At 46.9% G+C, this 19,210-nt stretch carries 14 protein-coding genes, 1 tRNA gene and 1 pseudogene; 7 read left to right on the forward strand and 9 right to left on the reverse strand.

Going from position 1 to position 19,210, the window contains the following annotated elements:
- Positions 1-9: 9 nt before the first annotated feature.
- From H6F51_04580 to H6F51_04590, 3 genes are all read right to left on the reverse strand, one after another.
- Positions 10-792, reverse strand: coding sequence for an ABC transporter permease subunit (locus H6F51_04580; protein ID MBD1821776.1), 783 nt, complete (start codon positions 790-792; stop codon positions 10-12).
- 6 nt (positions 793-798) lie between these two features.
- The gene (locus H6F51_04585; protein MBD1821777.1) at positions 799-1,782 is read right to left on the reverse strand and encodes a sulfonate ABC transporter substrate-binding protein; all 984 of its coding nucleotides are present in this window, start codon (positions 1,780-1,782) and stop codon (positions 799-801) included.
- A gap of 356 nt (positions 1,783-2,138) precedes the next feature.
- Entirely contained in the window at positions 2,139-2,546 is a 408-nt protein-coding gene (locus H6F51_04590; protein MBD1821778.1) for a DUF202 domain-containing protein, read from the reverse strand.
- A 444-nt stretch (positions 2,547-2,990) separates the two neighbouring features.
- Between H6F51_04590 and ssuE the strand changes: the two genes are divergently transcribed.
- The gene (gene ssuE, locus H6F51_04595) at positions 2,991-3,557 is read left to right on the forward strand and encodes an NADPH-dependent FMN reductase (protein ID MBD1821779.1); all 567 of its coding nucleotides are present in this window, start codon (positions 2,991-2,993) and stop codon (positions 3,555-3,557) included.
- Between the two features lie 539 nt (positions 3,558-4,096).
- Positions 4,097-5,167: pseudogene (locus H6F51_04600) on the forward strand (FAD-binding protein).
- 115 nt (positions 5,168-5,282) lie between these two features.
- On the opposite strand, the gene H6F51_04605 reads toward H6F51_04600, so the two are convergent.
- Positions 5,283-5,354: transfer RNA gene (locus H6F51_04605), tRNA-Gly, on the reverse strand.
- Between the two features lie 218 nt (positions 5,355-5,572).
- Between H6F51_04605 and H6F51_04610 the strand changes: the two genes are divergently transcribed.
- A complete protein-coding gene (locus H6F51_04610; protein ID MBD1821780.1) occupies positions 5,573-6,070 on the forward strand; it encodes a hypothetical protein in 498 nt (165 codons plus the stop codon).
- A gap of 78 nt (positions 6,071-6,148) precedes the next feature.
- Positions 6,149-7,042, forward strand: a complete 894-nt coding sequence (locus H6F51_04615) for an alpha/beta fold hydrolase (protein ID MBD1821781.1) — start codon at positions 6,149-6,151, stop codon at positions 7,040-7,042.
- A 26-nt stretch (positions 7,043-7,068) separates the two neighbouring features.
- On the opposite strand, the gene H6F51_04620 is transcribed toward H6F51_04615, so the two are convergent.
- Both H6F51_04620 and H6F51_04625 read right to left on the reverse strand, forming a co-directional pair.
- Entirely contained in the window at positions 7,069-7,893 is an 825-nt protein-coding gene (locus H6F51_04620; GenBank protein ID MBD1821782.1) for an SGNH/GDSL hydrolase family protein, read from the reverse strand.
- Between the two features lie 279 nt (positions 7,894-8,172).
- Positions 8,173-8,790, reverse strand: coding sequence for an NYN domain-containing protein (locus H6F51_04625; GenBank protein MBD1821783.1), 618 nt, complete (start codon positions 8,788-8,790; stop codon positions 8,173-8,175).
- A gap of 408 nt (positions 8,791-9,198) precedes the next feature.
- On the opposite strand from H6F51_04625, the gene H6F51_04630 reads away from it, so the two are divergent.
- Positions 9,199-10,704 carry a site-2 protease family protein gene (locus H6F51_04630; GenBank protein ID MBD1821784.1) on the forward strand — a complete coding sequence of 502 codons (1,506 nt, stop codon included), beginning with the start codon at positions 9,199-9,201 and terminating at the stop codon, positions 10,702-10,704.
- Positions 10,705-11,272: 568 nt separating this feature from the next.
- Here H6F51_04630 and H6F51_04635 read toward each other — a convergent pair.
- From H6F51_04635 to H6F51_04645, 3 genes are read right to left on the reverse strand one after another with little or no spacing between them, the layout of a single operon-like run.
- Complete coding sequence (locus H6F51_04635) at positions 11,273-13,282, reverse strand: iron ABC transporter permease (protein MBD1821785.1); 2,010 nt, start codon at positions 13,280-13,282, stop codon at positions 11,273-11,275.
- Positions 13,279-14,181, reverse strand: a complete 903-nt coding sequence (locus H6F51_04640; GenBank protein MBD1821786.1) for an iron-siderophore ABC transporter substrate-binding protein — start codon at positions 14,179-14,181, stop codon at positions 13,279-13,281. The genes H6F51_04635 and H6F51_04640 overlap by 4 nt, the downstream gene beginning before the upstream one ends.
- An 11-nt stretch (positions 14,182-14,192) precedes the next feature.
- A complete protein-coding gene (locus H6F51_04645) occupies positions 14,193-14,981 on the reverse strand; it encodes an ABC transporter ATP-binding protein (protein MBD1821787.1) in 789 nt (262 codons plus the stop codon).
- 92 nt (positions 14,982-15,073) lie between these two features.
- Here H6F51_04645 and H6F51_04650 point away from each other — a divergent pair, with 92 nt between their 5' ends.
- Together H6F51_04650 and H6F51_04655 are read left to right on the forward strand one after the other, a co-directional pair.
- Entirely contained in the window at positions 15,074-16,087 is a 1,014-nt protein-coding gene (locus H6F51_04650) for a helix-turn-helix transcriptional regulator (GenBank protein MBD1821788.1), read from the forward strand.
- A gap of 121 nt (positions 16,088-16,208) precedes the next feature.
- Entirely contained in the window at positions 16,209-18,731 is a 2,523-nt protein-coding gene (locus tag H6F51_04655) for a TonB-dependent receptor (GenBank protein MBD1821789.1), read from the forward strand.
- Positions 18,732-19,210 lie beyond the last annotated feature (479 nt).

Genomic DNA, 19,210 nt, shown 5'->3' on the forward strand with positions numbered 1-19,210 from the left:
TTCCCTGCCTTAAGCAATTTGATAACTGGGGTGCCACTGTAGCAGCTTTGTTTCTAAGAATTTCGCGATTGTATCTGCAACTTTTCCAAGCAACGAATACATCAAAATGCTGAATACCACGACATCTGTTCTCATGAATTCTCTAGCATTCATCGCCATATATCCGATTCCAGAATCAGATGCAATTGTTTCAGCAACAATTAGAGTGAGCCACATAAAACCGAGTGCATATCTCAAGCCGACAAGAATCGAGGGAATTGCTCCAGGTAAAATGACCTGCCAAAACAACCCTGTAGAACTTAAGCCGTATACTTTTCCCATTTCAATCAACCCTCGATCGACTGTCCGAACTCCGTGAAAAGTATTGAGATAGATGGGAAAAAATACGCCAATTGAAACTAGAAAGAGCTTTGCTTCCTCGCCAATGCCGAACCATAGAATCACAAGAGGAATCATGGCTAGATGCGGAATGTTTCGCAACATTTGCACTGTGGTATCAAGGAGCTTTTCAGCTACAGGAAGCGAACCCGTCAGCAAGCCTAATCCAAAGCCGATCGATCCGCCGATCACTAAACCTGTAAATGCGCGAGTGGTACTCACCCACAGATTTCGGAACAATTCACCCGTACTGGCTAACTGAATTCCAGCCTGAACCACCGCAGTGGGAGCCGGGAGAACACGAGTGGATAAAATTCCAGCCTGCGCTAATCCCTGCCACAGAACAATCAGCACGATCGGCACTGCCCACGGAACAAGCTGCTTGGCTCTAAACTTACGAAATGTTTTCTGCATGACAACCTATTGCTGAACTTTCGCGACTTCTTGAACCTTCACGGATTTGGGCAGTAAGCCCAACTGAAGAAAGGTATCTGCAATTTGCTGCTGATAGCTCACAACATCGGGCTTAATCGCTTGAACGCCCGAAGGACGACGCTCTAACACCTCTTCTAATACAGGTGCTTCAATTCCAAGCTGTGGTGATAGTTGTGCGGCAGCTTCTTTCACATTCGCCTTTGCCCAAGCATCTGCTTTCTCAATTTCTTCCACGATCGCTTTTACTTGCTCTGGATTTTTCTCTGTGAATGGTTTTGCAGCTAAATAAAATTCCCGATTTGCAACTAAGCCCTCTCCATCTCGGATCACTCGCGCTTCAGTTGCTCGCTTTGCCGCAGTAAAAAACGGGTCCCAAATGACCCAAGCGTCGACCGTTCCTTGTTCAAAGGCTGCTCTTGCATCCGCAGGCGGCAAAAATACAGGCTGAATCTCTTCGTACTTTACACCTGCCTCTTTCAACGCTTGCACCAGAAAAAAGTGAACATTGGAGCCTTTATTGAATGCAACTTTCTTCCCCTTGAGATCTTTCACGGACTGAATCGAAGAATCTTTTCGCACCAAAATCGCCTCTCCCTTTGGGTTTGGGGTTTGATTCGCAATATAAACAAGAGGTGCGCCTGCGGCTTGAGCAAAGACTGGCGGAGCTTCCCCGGTATGTCCAAAATCAATACTGCCTGCATTGAGCGCCTCAAGTAGCTGAGGCCCGGCTGGGAATTGTGTCCATTGCACTAAAACACCTTGTCCTTTTAATCGTTGTTCAAGGTTGCCTTTCGCCTTCAAAATGTTGAGCGTACCGAATTTTTGATACCCCACCCGAAGGACTTTGCCTTCAACATTCTGCGTGGTAGACGTATTGGTTGCGGAAGTTGGCGCAATTGCATTAGACGAACTGCTGGCAGAACAAGCGCTTAGGACAACATTGATCCCAAAGCCAAGCGTGCATAACACGGCAAACGATCGTGTCAGACGAAATTGCTCTCGCTTAGCTTGTTTACCTCTATTTTCATCGATCGAGGTTCTTTTCAATGCTGTGAACACTTTTTCTCTCCAAATTTACTACGGTAAATCGATCGGGTTACCGAATTATTTAAGCCAGATTAGCAGCATGACAGATTGATTGCAACTGGATAAAGTACCTTTGTTACAAAACACAGACTATTTTAGGCACAATGATCTTTACAGCCTTTTCTTGCTGCTCGAATTTTGGAACGACCGGGAAAACTGTGCAGGACAATACGATTTTCAACGATCGCAGCTAACACAAATCTGAATCGCAATAGGGATAAAAATAAATCCTCAGAGTTTTATTCGATTACAACAGCATTCAGAAGCTCTAGCGGGACCGTGAAGACGTAATAAATGACTCCCAATCCCAATAGCACGATCGTCAAACTTGAAAGAATGACCCAGCGATCCGGAGGTTCATAGGTGTCTTCTTCAATGTCGTTGCGAACCGCAAAGTAGTGCTGAGTAGAAAGAAAGACCGAGAGAAGACCAGCGATCGCAAAGGCTAGTCCAAGTTTCCAGCCTGCTCCGGGAGGTTGAGGAGCCATTGGGGGGCGCAGAATTCGCAGTCGCACAATCAAGACACCAAATCCCATTAGAGCAATACCGCTTCGCATCCAAGCAAGATAGGTTCGTTCATTGGCAAGATGATCCCGAATTCGATTGGGATTCAGCTTTTTCGGTTTTTCCTGAAGGTCTGCACTCATAAATTCTCAAGCTTCACTCGTCTTTGATCAGAGCATTCGGGGAGTGGCTTCAACACTAACCACAGTTAGATTTGAACTTTTTTCTCATAAAGCCAAAAGTTCTTGATTGCTAAATCGATAAGTTGAATTGATGCAATGTAGATAGAGATGATTTAAGTTTACCGTGGGAAGCGATTGATAAAGTGAGTGTGTTTGAGCATCCCAACTACTCAACCCTTTGCAACTACAGCATTATTACCGCCTGATTCGGACTGGACTATTGGTATAGAGTTGAATCAGTACACTCATTCTATCGTTGAGTTAAGTTGCCACGAGATTGTTTTGTAACAGGAGTACTTTTCTGGAACTGTAATCTATGACATACTAACAGTTAATGTGCAGTAATTCGGTAGGTTTACCGCAGATTCAGAAATAAAAGTAATTAGTTGATTAGGAGTTCAACTTATGTCTTATGTTTTAGCGATCGCAGGCAGCCCTTCTCATCCTTCAAGAACTTATAGCCTCTTAGAAGAGGCATCTAAACAGCTAGAATCGGCGGCGATTGAAACAAGGATTCTCTCGGTTCGGGATCTGCCTGCGGAAGTTCTGGCACTTGGACAGTACGACAGTCCAGCCTTGGAAGAACCAAAAGCGTTACTTGAGAAAGCAGCAGGCATTATTATCGCAACTCCGATTTACAAAGCTTCGTATACTGGTGTTCTCAAAGCATTTTTGGATCTGTTACCTCAAAAAGCTCTGGTCGGTAAGATTGTTCTGCCCATTGCGACTGGTGGCACGATTGCTCACTTGTTGTCGATCGAATATGCGCTCAAGCCCGTCTTGTCCGAACTCGGAGCACGTCACTTTATCAGCACAGTTTATGCTGTGGATAAGCAAATTCAGCGACAAGCCGATGATACGCTTCAACTTGAGGAAGAACTTGAGGAACGTCTAGACCAGTCTTTACAGGAGTTTATTTCCGCAATTCAAAGCACTGCATCTACGTCTCAGGTGCTGGTTCATGCGAGTTAATGCTGGAGATTGATTCTCATCACATTTCAGTAGCGGGTGAGATTGCTCTTGCTCATCTGCTACTTTTCTAAAATAGTTAGAGTTCCTAGTCATTTGCTTTACATATATTTTGATCAAAAACCTTGAGTTCTAGGAAAAGACTTTGTAATAATAATTTTCATCTACGGTTAATTGATGAATTGATAGTAGATCGGTATCGACAAGTCTTAATTTACTAACATTTCACTAGCGCCATCCTTGTCTACCTCAGAAATAGAGTCAGAGCCGGCAATGCGCTTTGCAAGAAGTCAAAGCGAATCTAGAAGCGTTCTATCAGTTTTTAGCGAAAGTGAGTAACGATCTCTATCCACTACCTGTGATCCAAGAATCCTACGAGATTTCCCCATATCCCGACAACCTTTTACACCAGAAGGTTTGAAGCTGTTGAACTCAGCAAAGCAATTCTTAGCCGAGCAGAAATTGCTGAAATCAGAGTTTGACATCAAAGATCGGCAAGTATCAACGCCATAAACATCATCAATTGATAAGGAGAGGTGCCTATGACAGCTAGACGAGTTAGAAGTGGAAAAACTAAAGATAGTGCGCTGACACTAGAAACAGATGTGCTTGTCATTGAAGGTGGACTATCAGGAACTTGGGTTGCATGGGGCGCAGCATCTCAAGATGCGAAAGTGATTTTAGTTGATAAAGGCTATTGCGGCACAAGTGGATCTTCTGCACCTGTGGGAAATGGTGTGGTATGTACAAGCCGATCCAGACTTGCGGGAACAAGCGATGGCAAGCCGAGAAGCATTGGGAGGATTCCTTGCTAATCGTCAGTGGATGAGGAGGGGGGGTATCCTTTTCCGATCGACGAGAATGGAGACTCCCAACGTCAGTCAATTCAAGGTCCCGAATATATGCGTCTGATGCGAAAGCAAATCCGGCGAGCAGGTGTAAGAATTTTAGATAATTGTCCTGCTCTGGAATTGCTGATTGATGCAAAAGGCAGAGGTGCAGGAGCAACAGGAATTCAACGCCAAATGGGAGAACAATGGATCATCAAAGCTGGAGCTGTTGTGATTGCAACGGGCGGGTGTGCCTTTTTAAGCAAAGCATTAGGATGTAATGTGCTCACTGGTGATGGCTATTTGATGCCTGCGGAAGCTGGCGCAGAACTTTCTGGACTGGAGTTCTCCAATGCTTACGAGCTTGCACCTGCGTTCTCCTCGGTGACAAAGGGGCGATTCTACCCGTGGGCGAACTTTTACTACGAAGATGGAACCCCGATCGGAGGAGCGGGATCACATCGAGGTCGAGGCATCATTGCGAAAACATTGCTGACACAAGCTGTTTACGCTCGATTGGATCAAGAAGGCATCACTGAAGAAGTCAAAGCTTGGATGCGAAGAGCACAGCCGAATTTCTTCTTGCCTTTCAATCGTGTGGGGATTGATCCATTTACTCAACTATTCCCAGTGACGCTGCGATTAGAAGGAACAGTGCGAGGAACTGGAGGATTGAGGATTGTTGATTCAACTTGCGCCACTTCAGTTTTGGGTCTCTATGCGTCTGGAGATGCAGCGACACGAGAATCGTATCCATCAGCGATCGCTGCGAGGATTAAGTGAAGCAGGATTGCGCGGAGAAGGTCGGCAGAGTGTCTCGCCGGATGAAATGATTGCGGCAACCCATGCTGAGTTGTTTCCCCCGTAGAATCAATGCTGTGAGGGACTTCTGCTAGAAAGCGGGTAACGCGATTCGAACGCGCGACATTCACCTTGGCAAGGTGACGCTCTACCACTGAGCTATACCCGCATTTGGTACTTTATTAATATCGCAGACTAAATCGAGTTTGTCAACATTAGCCAACAAAAAAATTAGAAAATTGCCAACCAAGCGCGATTCACTAGGCAAGCACAATACGTAAACCAGCGCCTCAAGGAATAGTTGCCCAAAACTGAGTCAGTCAAATTTGGGTCATCAGAGATAAGATTAGTATGAATATTCTTATTGTCAGTTCACAGCCACACTCAATGGTTCAATATACCCTCGCTCAAAGCCCCGAAATTATTCTCACGGTTTCTGGCAAAGACTCGCCTAAAGCCCGTGAGAAGGCAATGGATCAACTGATGGAGTTGATGGATGAAGGCAAATTGCCAACCGATTTGGCTGATGGTTTTGGTCCGCAAAACTTCATTGAAGTCAAAGATCCGGGAAGCCAGCCTGCAAGTGATGAAGAAGCGATTAACCAGGCTGTACAAACTCTCAGCAGCCTCGCGACACTGAAACTGAAGGCGCAGGAATCTCGATCGGAAGCCCTACAAGTCCGCAAGCAAATCGATATTCTATTTAATGATGAGCCTGTGACGGAAGAAGAAATTAACGGACTCAAGGAAGGCTTCAAAGTGCTGAAAAGTTATGCACAAACGAATCTGAGATACCGAGAAGCGCGATCGCAAGCCGAAGAAGCGCGTACCGTTCTCGATCGCGCCCTGCAAGCGGCAGAACCCGAACCGAAGAAAAAGTCGTAGCTTCCGAACAGTCGCGCTCTAAAACTTCATCAGCAACTCGTACTATGATGGGAGTAAATTAAGAAGTCTTTACAAAAAATGACGACGATTGAAGCAAGAGCACTCCCAACGCTGGAAAAGCTGACTTGGGATTGGCAAGGGCACTCGATTCAGTATACGGTGATGGGCGCAGGTCAGCCTCTAGTTCTAGTGCATGGATTTGGGGCCTCGATCGGTCACTGGCGCAAAAATATTCCCGTTCTGGCACAAGCAGGTTATCAGGTCTTTGCGATCGATCTGCTTGGTTTTGGAGGTTCGGCAAAACCTGCTTTAGATTACACAGTCGATCTTTGGGTCGAATTGCTGCGGGATTTTTGGGCAGCGAATATTCAGCAGCCTGCGGTCTTTGTCGGTAACTCGATCGGGGGCTTGCTGTGCTTGATGGTATTGGCGCATCATCCAGAAATTGCAGCAGGTGGAATTTTACTTAATCCGGCAGGTGGATTGAATCACCGTCCAGAGGAACTGAATCCTCCCTTGCGATTGGTGATGGGTACATTCTCGAAGCTGGTTGGCTCTAAGTGGTTTGGGCAGTGGATGTTTAATCAGGTGCGGCAAAAACACCGGATTCGGAACAGTTTGAGACAGGTCTATCGCGATCGCGAAGCGATTACCGACGAACTGGTGGATTTACTGCATGAGCCTTCTTGTCATCCGGGCGCACAGCAAGTTTTTGCTTCGGTGCTGATGGCTCCGCCGGGGCCAAAACCGACAGACCTGCTTCCCAAGATTCAAGTGCCGCTTTTAGTAATTTGGGGAGAAGCTGATCCTTGGACACCGATCGCAGGTTCTAAAGTTTATCAATCGCTGGTAGAAACGCATCCGATCGAGTTTGTCTCGATTCCCGATACTGGACATTGCCCACACGACGAACGTCCGGCAGTGGTGAACGCAGCGATGATTCAGTGGCTCGATCAGCATCATTCAAGCTAAAAATTTTGGCGCGATCGGATTTTGATTTAGCGTAGTCCGATCGCGTCCTGTACCTGTTCAAACGCGAGATTCCCTAGCACCTTATGAGCGGCAGTTGTGGGATGAATGCCATCCCAGAATAAAAAGCGATCGCAGTTTGCAGAAGAGCCGAGGCAGGCCGATGTAACATTCGTAAATCCGAACTGCTGCGGGTCTGTGATGGCGGTTTGGTAGAGGTTAAACACATCGAGTTCTGCGATCGTTAGGTCAGGCTTTTGTAAGCGATCAAGCGTCGTTTTTAGGTCTTGATTGTACGTGATGGCGAAGTCGGTTAATTTGGCCGAAGTCTCAGTTGTGCGAGTTGCAGGGAGTTTCCCTAGATCCGGTAAGTTTGCCACTAAAAGCCGTTTTGCACCGGCTTGTAAGAGAGATTGCAGCGATCGATCGAGGTTTTTGATCGAAGCTGTCGGCGTTTCGGTGCTGAAAAGGTAATCGTTTGAACCTGCCCAAATCACAAAGAGCGCTTGTGGATCGATCTCCGGCTGGGATTGCACAAAGGTTTCAACTTGCGCCAGAACACCCGGAACACGATTGAGACCGTTGATGCCTGTTGTTGCACCTCCCCAAGCAAAATTCTCTACACGATCGTTCGGTAAGTTCAACTTCGCTGCTAGCTCCTCTACCCAGACCCGACCGTTTGAGTGTCGCCCCTGGAAATAAGGCGCGGCTGGTACCTGTCCGCCTGTTGCACGAAACACGTTGCCAACATCAGAAAGACTATCTCCGAAGATATAAAGCTGATTGATGGGTTGAACGATATTGATGGGTTGAACGATTTTTTGGGGTTGCTGTAACTGAGGCGAGATTATCATAACGATCGCTGCAATGATTGAAACAGCAATGAAAAACAGGATTGTTTTAGACAGTCGAAACGATCGCTTCATTTCTACTTACGCAACACCTTCTGAACCTGTAGAAAGGAGTTCCTATTCTGTAGAAACTCCTCTTAACAATATTTAAGAACTTGACTGAGGTAATCTCCCTTTGGACTAATGCAGGGTGCTTCGGCTTCTCATACAGTGTAAAGGAACAATATGGGTCAGTAATCGGGGGTGTTGCAATGTAACACCCTTTTCTGTATCAAGTCTCTCTTAGGGAATAGAGTGGGCGCGGCTCTCAAGCTCATCGCGTTGAATCAGGCTCTTGATTTTTGCCAAGTCTGTGTAGCGATCGACGACATTCACCAAACTATCGCTTGTCATGGTCTGCAAACTGACGACTTCAACCTGCACTCCTCGATAGGCAACCGTATTCACGGCATAAGTCAGATCACCATCTCCGCTAAGCAGGATCATTGTGTTGCAGTATCGTGCTAGTTCTAGCATATCGACTGCAATCTCTACATCTAAATTTGCGTGTCTCGTCCCATCCGCGTTGTGTATCAATTCTTTTGTAACCACTCGATAGCCGTGACGACGCATCCAAAGCAGAAAGCCTTGTTGTTTCTCGTTATGTGGATCAACCCCTGTATAGAAATACGCTCGTAAGAGTCGCCGCCCGCCTACCAAATATCCTAAAAGTTTGGAGTAATCAATCTCCAAGCCAAGTTGCATCGCGGCGTAAAACAAGTTCGAGCCATCAATGAAAATCGCAACACGATCGACCGTGGCTTCTCGCAAGGTCGCTGATCGATCGGGAAAATGCGGTTCGTAGGCAGCTTGATCAATAAGGGAAGCTGCCCGACGTTGTGGACGGGGTACAAGTTGCATTAGAAATTAAAGGGTAAGGGTGAGTTTATAAAAAGCCTGTTTCCGAGGAAATCTCAATGGGAATCTCAATCTCAAGCCCAGTCAGTTTGGCTTCGACCGCGCCAGAAGTTCACGCTATAGAAGACTGTAGGCGGCTATATCTTGAGGTTGGTGAAAGACCGAGAAAATACAAGACTATTTTTAGGTTTTATCGCATTTTTCCATTTGGAAGCAGATTATTACGCGATCCGATACGATTTTTTATGATTGTTTTCTTTAATTCAGATCAGTTCTGATTGAGTGAGGTAGGGGTTCTTGTTTGGGCTAGAGAAAATCCGAGAATCTTCGATGCCGCGAGATCTAATAGAGTAGATCTTGTAGGACGTTTGGGTTTGTGCAAAGGTTTAGCACGATCGTTTGGGGGTTGAAATGTTTACTGCGCTCACAATTGTTGTCGCCTTGGGGATTTTGGCGTGGGGGTTTAACCGCGCTCGTCCCTACGGAAAAATCGGTATTCTGGCTTGGTTACAGTCGGTCGTGCTGATGGCTCCGTGGATTTTGTTCTTTGGCTTATTTGCTGCCGGAATTTATCTCAATCTGGCGGGAATGCTCCTGCTGTTTGTCGTGTCAACGGGAATTTATATCTGGATTGGACGACAGCTTCGTACCGAAGGACAAGAGTTATTAACAAAACGGGCGGCGGCAAAAGTGGCGCCGCCTTCGGCAAACGCAAGCGTGACCGAGTCTGCTTTATCCAATGTTGAGGGGGCAACCGAAGCCACGCCAACTCCACCGAGTTCAGCCATTCCCCCGGTTGAGGCAGTTTCGATTCCCGAAGCCGATCTGCAAACGATTAAAAGCATTTTTGGCATCGATACGTTTTTCTTGACGGAAACCATTCCGTATCAAGATGGCGTAATTTTTCGCGGCAATCTGCGGGGTGAGCCAGAAGCGACGCTGGCAAAGCTGACTGAAAAGTTAACAGGACAGTTGGACGATCGCTATCGGCTCTTTCTCATTGCCAACGAGGATGAGAAGCCCGTCGTCATCGCGCTGCCGAGCAAAAATGATCCAAAACCGCTCACAGTTACACAAACTCTGTTGGCGATCGTGCTATTTGTGGCGACGATCGCGGCGAGTTTGGAAACTGGAGGAATCTTACTCGGATTTGATTTCTATAGTTCTCCGGAGCGGTATCTAGAAGTGTTGCCGTTTAGTTTAGGCATTTTGGGCGTTTTGCTGGCGCATGAGTTGGGTCATTGGATTGCGGCAAAGCGATATCAGGTTCGGTTAAATTTGCCGTTTTTCATTCCGACTTGGCAGATCGGCTCGTTTGGCGCAATCACGCGATTTGCTTCGCTATTGCCGAACCGGACGGCACTGTTTGATATTGCGGTGGCAGGGCCGATCGCAGGCGGATTAGTGGCGTTTGGGATGCTAATTGCAGGATTGCTGCTGTCGCATGAAGGCGGCGGGTTCAAAGTTCCAAGCCAGTTTTTTGAAGGCTCGATTCTGGTAGGAACTCTAGCGCGGGTGATTATGGGTGCTGCAATTCAGCAATCGATCGTCGAAGTCAATCCGCTGGTGGTTCTCGGTTGGATTGGTTTGGTGGTGACGGCGATTAATGTGATGCCTGCGGGACAGCTTGACGGCGGGCGAGTTGTACAGGCGATTTACGGACGTAAGACTGCAAGCTGGGCTACGGTAGCGACGATCGTCATTCTCGGTTTGGCTTCGCTAGTGAATCCGTTGGCGCTGTATTGGGCGATCGTGATTGTGGTGCTGCAACGCAATCCCGAACGTCCGAGCCTGAATGAATTGAGTGAGCCGGATGATGCGCGAGCTGCGATCGGGCTTTTGGTGTTGTTTTTGATGGTGACGATTCTGTTGCCGCTGACTCCGAGCCTTGCAGGTCGTTTGGGCATTGGCGGGTAAGCTACTTTCGACAATTTAACCCAACTTTTAACAGGCGCGGCTTGATATTAGAATCAGGTCGCGCCTGTGCTTTATTCTGCAAACCGATTTCTGCCGGTAGTCAGAATGGTTGCATGATGTGGTCATTGGTCTGTTCATTAATCGCTACGAGTTTGGGTTGCCGATTTAGCGATCGTTCCGCACGTCTAGACCATCACCACAAACTTGAAAGGAAAGCAGTCTTACAGACTGGAGCGAACGAGTTGATTACAAAGCTCTTTTACTTTCAGGATTTATTAACGTGAGTTCGACGAAATTTCTGGTTTCGTTTTAATCGGCTTCTTGCCCCCTAAATCCCCCATTCTGGGGGACTTAGAAAACAGCAATTCCCCAAATTGAAGCGGTTTCTTAACCTTCAAAGTCCCCCACTGGTGGGGGATTTAGGGGGCAACCCAAATCTCCAATCGAAGCGAATACGGTCTGTCGAACTGGCGTTTTATTAGCGACTGTCCAGTCTTTTCTCTAGTCCTGTCCTCAAGTTTAGCTATTATTTGTCACATTTATTTTTTCTAAATCACCGATTAGAAAGCTATTCGTCGCGATTCTGCCAGAGTAACCAGAGAAAATAAGGCGTTCCGATCATTGCGGTGATCAGTCCAGATGGAATTTCCCTTGGTGCTAGAATGGTGCGTCCAATTGTATCTGCAATCACGACCAAAATTGCACCCAGTAAAGCAGATAAAGGGATGAGTTGACGGTGATAATTACCCACAAGCAGACGAGTTGCATGAGGTGCAAGTAAGCCGACAAATCCCAGAGTCCCGACCGTTGCAACGGATGCTGCTGCCAGCATTACCGCGATCGACATCAGAACTAACCGAGCTTGTTGTAGTCGGACTCCCAGCAATTTTGGTAAATCGTCGCCCAGCGCTATCAGATCGAGCCAACGCGCTGTTAGCCAGGCGATCGGTAACAAAACGACTGGAAATACAACTAGCTGACCTAATTCATCCCAAGAACGAGCATAGGTACTACCCGAAAGCCAGACCAATGCTTGAGCTACTTGTAGTCTCGCACTGACGACTAATAGATTGATGCCAGCAGCACAAAAAGCAGAAATTGCGATGCCAACTAAGGCTAAGCGTCCGGGGTCAAATCCATCTCGCCAAGCGATCACACAGACGATCGCAAAAGTCGTAAAGGCTCCGAGCATTGCTGCGATCGGAATCAACGATACAGGTGCATTGGGTATCAGAATTAAAACGAAGAGTGCGAACAATCCGGCTCCTGATGTGATGCCGATAATTTCAGGCCCCGCTAGTGGATTGCGAATCACACCTTGTAAAAGCAGTCCACTGACAGATAGTGACGCACCTGCTAACATTGCGACTAAAACACGGGACAATCGCAGATCAAATAATACTTGCTGAGAAAACGCATTGCCTTCTAGTGCTTGGAGTACGTCCAATACGCTGAAGCGAATTTGACCGAATGCAACGCCTGAGAAGAGAGCGAGTAGTAATAAACCGATCGCGATCGTCATCAGTCCCCAATAAGGAAGATACAGCGATGATCCTGGTAAACTGCGGCTTTGCAAACTTCCAACCGAGTCATTCATCGCGCCGCCCTCTGAGGGTGAAGTTCGACGTGCCAGCCAGATTAAAAACGGCGCACCAATCAAAGCTGTTACACTCCCAGCCGCAAGTTCGCTCACATTCGTTGCAACTTGCTGTGCAACGACATCTGCACTGATCACGAGAACCGCTCCCCAAACTGCTGCTCCAGGTAGCAAAAATAGATGCTGTCGAACACCCATCAATCGCACAAGATGAGGTGCGACTAATCCCACAAAGCCTACTGCACCCACAACACTCACGACGATCGCAGCCAGGAATACCGCAACTACAACCCCAAAAAATCGCGCTGATTGTACTTTTACACCCAGCGATCGCGCTGTTTGATCCTCAAGCAGCAATACATCCCACAATCGAATGAACAGAATCGCGATCGCTGAACCCGCTAAGATTTGCGGCAATGCACTTCTAACCCCGCTCCAGTCGGTTTGAACTAAAGAACCTGCGCCCCACAGAAACAATCCAGCCGTTTCATTCTCATACACAAGCTGTAAGGTTGCTGTAAAGGCTGACAACATTAAGGAGACAGCGACTCCCGCTAAAACTAACCGAGTTGGGGTAACTCGAACACTGGTTGCGATCACATATACCAGTCCCGCTGCAAGGAGTCCTCCAGCAAATGCAAAAAGTCCAGGCGCGATCGCAAATTGCTGAGGAACAAAAATTGCGCCTGCCACAACCGCAAAATAAGCACCGGAATTAACTCCTAATGTCGTTGGCGATGCAAGCGGATTGCGCGTGATCGTTTGCAGCAATGTTCCTGCAATGCCTAATGCAATTCCAGCTAGAACACCAATCAACGATCGGGGCAATAATAGATAGCGAATTAAGTTCTGTGCCTCACTGTTATCCGGTGAAAAAACTGCCCCAATCACAGTTTCAAAGCTTGAATTTGATTGTCCTTGAGTTAAGTGAACCCATAGCACTATGAGTAATAGGACAATTCCTGTAATCACTGATTTCATGGCTTCTTTGTTAGAGCTGCAATGACTCTTTCAACGATGACTTGCGCCGAGAGTGGGCCTCCAAACAGCCAAGTATCACTTCCGAGTGAAGTCAGTCGATTCTCTCGAACAAATTCGAGTCCTTGCCAGATCGGATTGTTTTGAAGCTTCTTGAATTCTGCATCATTCTCAGGCGCAATATAAAGAAAATGTGCTTTTTGCACAGCAGGCAATGCTTCTAACCAAACAGTGTTAAAGCCATATCGATCGGGTTGGCCCTGCCAAGCATTTCTTAAGCTCATTTGGTTGAGAATTCTCATTGCCATTGAGTTATCTGTGAACAAACGCAATTGCGGCGTATTTCCTAGAAACTGTCCTAGTAAGATTGGGCGATCGGAAACTCTAGATAAACCCTTAGATGCTTGTGATAGTCGATCGCGCAATTGTGCTAAAACTTGCTCGCCTTGGCTGCGTTGATTGGTTAACTCAGCAATGGATAAAAAAGTCTGCTCCATTTCTTGAAACTGATCAAGCTGTCCTGGTTCGGGATAAGGATTATAGAGCTTTGTAGAGGCAATCTTGGATAGGTCTTGATAGATAGTTTCATGGCGGAGTTGAGTCCCAAAAATCATCTGAGGATTGAGACTTGCGATCGCTTCTAAGCTCGGTTCTTGTCGCGTTCCAACATCCGTTGTATTTGAATTTAACGCGGTTGGAATATTAACATACTGTTGATAGCCTCTGATGTCAGCAAGTCCTTTCGGTGCAATTCCAAGCGCCAATAGATTTTCTGCATAAACCCATTCCAGCGCAACAAAGCCTTGTCGATCAGATTGAGTTGATCGAGATTGACATCCCGTTGCGATCGCAACGGCACTAGCAGCTAGTAAAAAATTCCGCCGATTGTAACGATAGTTCATTGTTCTTATCCCTAAAATTCTTCTGCAACACTGTGCAAGCACATTGGCTTCCCGGTTTGAGGATGCGGCACAATCACTAACTCCGTTCCAAACGTCTCGCGCAAAATTTCAGTCTTCATCACTTGTTCGGAGCGTCCTTGAGCATATACCTGCCCTTGACGCAACAAAATTAACCAGTCGCTAAACATTGCCGCTTGATTAAGATCATGCAGAACCCACCCAACTGTCAGCCCCTGTTCGCGATTTAGCCGCCGCACCAACAATAAAATCTCCTGCTGATGGCGAATATCTAGATAAGTTGTTGGCTCATCGAGGAGTAGCACTTGAGTTTGTTGCGCGAGTGCCATTGCAATCCAAGCCCGCTGCCGCTCTCCGCCTGAAAGGGTATCAACCGATCGATATGCGAGTGACTCTAATCCTGTGATTGTCAGTGCCCAGTCGATGGCGGTTTGATCCTGCGATGAAAGCGGTTTGAATAGTCCTTGATAGGGATAGCGTCCATAAGCAATCAATTCGCGAACTGTAATTCTGCTGGGCGCTTCCTGGGATTGTGGCAGAAAGGCTAATCGACGCGCCAAATCTTTTGTTTTGAGCTTAGCGACATCCCGCCCATCTAAACAAACAACGCCTTGAGTGGGAGAGAGCAAGCGGGAAATCGTTCGTAGAATCGTACTCTTTCCAGAGCCATTTGCCCCAATTAAGGCGGTCACGCCTCCCCGATGCAGTGCGATCGACAAATCAGGCACCACGATCGCATCCCCATAACTGATTTTGAGATGGTCAGTCTTGATCTCAGACAAAGCAGCTTCTCCAACCAACAGCGCTAGATAAAAACATTAGCTTAATGATAGGATTTTTCATTAATTCTACGACGTATTTTGCACCAGATTTTATGTCAAAGCCGATCGCTCAAACTGAATTTGACCAAATCTGGCAAGCAGCCTTGTCTCAAAATGAGATTTGGACGTGGCAAGGCAATCGAGGCTGGCGTAACCTTCCCTCTAAGTTAGGGCAAGGACAACGACAAATTACAACCCTGCGAGACGGGTTTCAGCTTTGGGTCGATGATGTAATTTACGATCGCCCAATTCATCTAGACTATTTGTACCAAATCCCCCAACTGACGCTGACCTTTTATCTGTCCGGCAATTTTCGCATCATCAATCCAGGATTACGACACGAAGAAGATCGTTCAGAAGTGTCTGGAGAAAGCTGCATTTGCTACCTACCAGAAATCCGCTCAATTGAATACTACGCTGAAAAACAATCCCTGCAACGAATGACACTTAGTATTGATGTAGAGTTCTTACGCACGTACTCAGGATGGCAACAGATTCCCGATCGAATTCGCCAGTTAATCGATGGGCGCTCGGTTGAACCGTTTCATCAAACTCTAGGTATCCAATCAGCGCAACATCAACCAATTCTGCAACAAATTTTGGCTTGTCCGTATCGAGGCGCGATGCGACAGCTTTATTTAGAAAGCAAATCTTTGGAACTGCTGACACTCCAGTTTTGGCGCTGGGCACAGGACGAACAGCCTCCAGCAAAATTACCGCAGTGGAAGCCGCAAGATCTAGAAAAGCTCTATCACGCTCAAGAAATTCTCAGACGCTCTCTTGATAGACCGCAAGTCGATCAACGTCCTCCCTCGCTGCTTGAACTTGCGCGTCAGGTTGGCCTGAATGACTGCAAACTCAAACAAGGATTTCGCCAGGTCTTCGGTACAACTGTATTTGGCTATCTACGAACTTATCAAATGAAACAGGCGCAGCGATTGTTAATCGAGACGGATACAAGCATTACAGAGATTGCTTATGCCGTTGGGTACGGGAGTTTACCTGCGTTTAGCAATGCGTTTTATCGGCAGTTCGGTGTCAGTCCACGCGCATATCGGCAGCAATAATCGCATCTCCGTTTCGATTAAGTCGGCTCCTGATCGCGTAAGACTTTTGGACAGCATTGGTGTAGCCTTCAGATAGTAATAATTCTCAAGAAGCTTCGATTTAGGTGGATGGTGTGAGATGATGTGTCGGTTCTGGATTTATGTCAGTGCAGCGATCGTGGGAGTGATAGGGCAAGCTGTTGCCGCAGCAGAAACTCCAGCAGTCCGCCATTTGCAAGAGGTTCAACAGTTTCCCAAAGCGGCAGAGTTACTGACTCAAGCTCCGCAACTTGCTCAAATTACTAACATTCGTCTTAGTCCTACTTCTGATGGCGTGAATGTCATTCTAGAGACTGCGAACAATCAAACGCTACCCCAACCGACGCTCACAGAGGAAAAAACAACACTCACGGCTGAATTTGCAGCGACACTTGCGCTTCCTCAAGGGGAATCGTTTCAAGCAAACAATCCAGCCAGCGGAATTCAATCAGTGATTGTACAAGCGATCGCACCCGATCGTGTTCAGGTCAGAATTATTGGAACAAACGAAGTTCCCTTTGCAGAGGTCACAACGAATCAGGCAGGGCTTACCTTAGCGGTCACAACCGAGATAGCTGAAGAAGAGGTTGTTGTGACTGCCACTCGAACTCAAGAATCGAGTCGGGATGTGCCGCAATCAGTCACGATCCTTAATCAAGAACAGCTACAGCAACAATTTGCGATCTCTCGCGATCTATCGGATGCCTTGAGTAAATTAGTTCCTGGTTTGGCTGCTCCAAATGAGCGGAACAATATCTTTGGTCAAACCCTGCGCGGGCGGAACGTAACGGTTTTAATTGATGGAGTTCCGCAATCGACGACTCCCAATGTTTTTCGTGATTTGAGAACGATCGATCCAGGAGCGATCGAACGAGTCGAAGTTCTACGCGGCCCAACTGCAATTTATGGAGATGGCGCAACCGGAGGAGTTGTGAACATTATCACGCGCACTCCTGCTGAAAATCCCCTCACCGCAACAACTGAAATTGGCGTAAATACCTCGCTGACAGGTTCTGAAGGCGCTTGGGGTCAAACGCTTCAGCAAACCTTTTCGGGCACACAAGATAAGCTAGGCTATGTTTTTAGTGTTTCATTAGCAAACATTGGGAGCTTTTTTGATGCACGGGGCGATCGTATTGCTCTCGATCCCACGGGACAGGGCGGATTGTCAAATGCAGAAGCGATTAATCTATTCGGCAAGTTCGTTTACAAACCTGATGCAAATCAGCAGCTTGTTTTTTCTGCGAATCGATTTGATAATAGACAAGACCCCGGATTCACTAGCGATCCAATTGTAAATCGCCTCCCTGGTCGGCAGCGGGCGCGAGTATTAGAAGGGTTAGAACTCGATGATTTACCCGGCACTGCAAATTCACTATTCAACCTTGAATACACCAATCGCAATGTCTTTGGGAGCCGAGTGCGAGGACAAGTTTATTATCGGGATGTGCTGGCGCGATTTTTCCCCTTTGATGCCCGAAATACTGCTAGTCTAGGGCGTTTGATCTTTCAGTCACGAGTAGACTCTCAAAAGTTTGGAACTCGCTTCGACGTGGAAACACCATTAACAAAAAATGGTGCAGTCAACTTGCTTTGGGGTTTAGACTTTACCAATGAAAATTCTGAACAGCCTGTGTCATTCTTCGATCCGGCTGCGTTTGATGCCAGTCGTGGGCAGGCGTTTCGCAAATTGGGCGATCGAATCTGGACTCCACCCTTAACCATCAACAATCTCGGCGTGTTTGGACAACTCGAAGCGAAGTTGAGCGATCGCTTAATTCTGCGGGGCGGTGTGCGGCATGAGCGGGCTGCTGTGAGTGTGGATGATTTTGTCACGATCGCAAACAACAGTGTTACAGGCGGAAAAGTTAACTATGATGCAACGCTGTTTAATGCTGGAGCCGTTTACAAGCTCACACCGCAACTCAGCGCCTTTGCTAGTTTTTCTCAAGGCTTTTCACTAGCAGATATTGGACGAGTGTTGAGAGCCGCACCGAACAATTTTCAGTTTGAGCAAGTTCGACCCGAACCGCAAAAAGTGAATAACTATGAAATCGGTTTGCGCGGTGAGTGGCGAAATGTGCAGGCTTCGATTTCAGGGTTCTACAATACCTCTGATCTGGGAACAACCTTTGCTGCTAGCTTTGTTGATATTATTCGTGCGCCCGAACAAATCTATGGTGTAGAGGCAACATTAGATGTACAGCCTAGCAAAGCCTGGAATTTAGGATTTACTGCCAGCCTAGTGGAAGGGCGCATTGATGCAAACAATAATGGGGACTATGAAGATTTTCTCGATGGCTTCCGCATCCCGCCATTGAAACTCACTGCTTATGTTGAGAATGAAACACTTCCAGGTTGGCGAAATCGGCTGCAGCTACTCTATTCTGGAAGCCGCGATCGCTTTAACAATAGTTCTGCCTTTGGTCGGCAAGCGGTGAATGATTATTTGACCGTTGATTTTCTGACCAGTGTGAAAGTTGGGAGCGGAACGTTGCAAGTCGCGATCGAGAATCTATTCAATGCAGACTATTTTCCGGTTGTTTCCCAACTACAAACCAGTGACGTGCAATATCTTGCAGGAAGAGGTCGATCGATCAGTGTGCGCTATCAATTTAATTGGTAGGCTCTTTCGGAGGTTGAACGACAATTTTATCAGTTGATTCTCTAGCAAAAATAGTTCAACAAAAATAGTTCAACCTACCGTTACTTAATCGGCAGTTCCAATAGACGGGTTCTGTGCTTTATTTATCTAAATGACACGCGATCGCAATACTTGACAATTATTTGCGCTTTAGTCTTACACTAAAGCGCAAAAATCATTCTGACTCTCCTAAAGTTGTAGACTTCACTGCAATTCCAATCCATGACGCTGTTCATTGCTGCCGATGATGTCCCTCTCATTAGTCCGAGTACCCGCGAATTGAACCTTGGCAATCCTGAATCTGGGAAGATTTATCGATGGGAGGTAGTCCTAAACAAGTAAGGATAGAATGATAAGCGATGTTTAGGTTTTTCTCGCTGTCATGCTTTCCTGTCCCAGTTGCGAGCCAAAACACACGGTCAAAAATGGCAGAATCCATAACGGCAAACAGAACTATCGCT

Source organism: Cyanobacteria bacterium FACHB-DQ100, assembly GCA_014695195.1.
Taxonomy (GTDB): Bacteria; Cyanobacteriota; Cyanobacteriia; order Leptolyngbyales; family Leptolyngbyaceae; genus Leptolyngbya.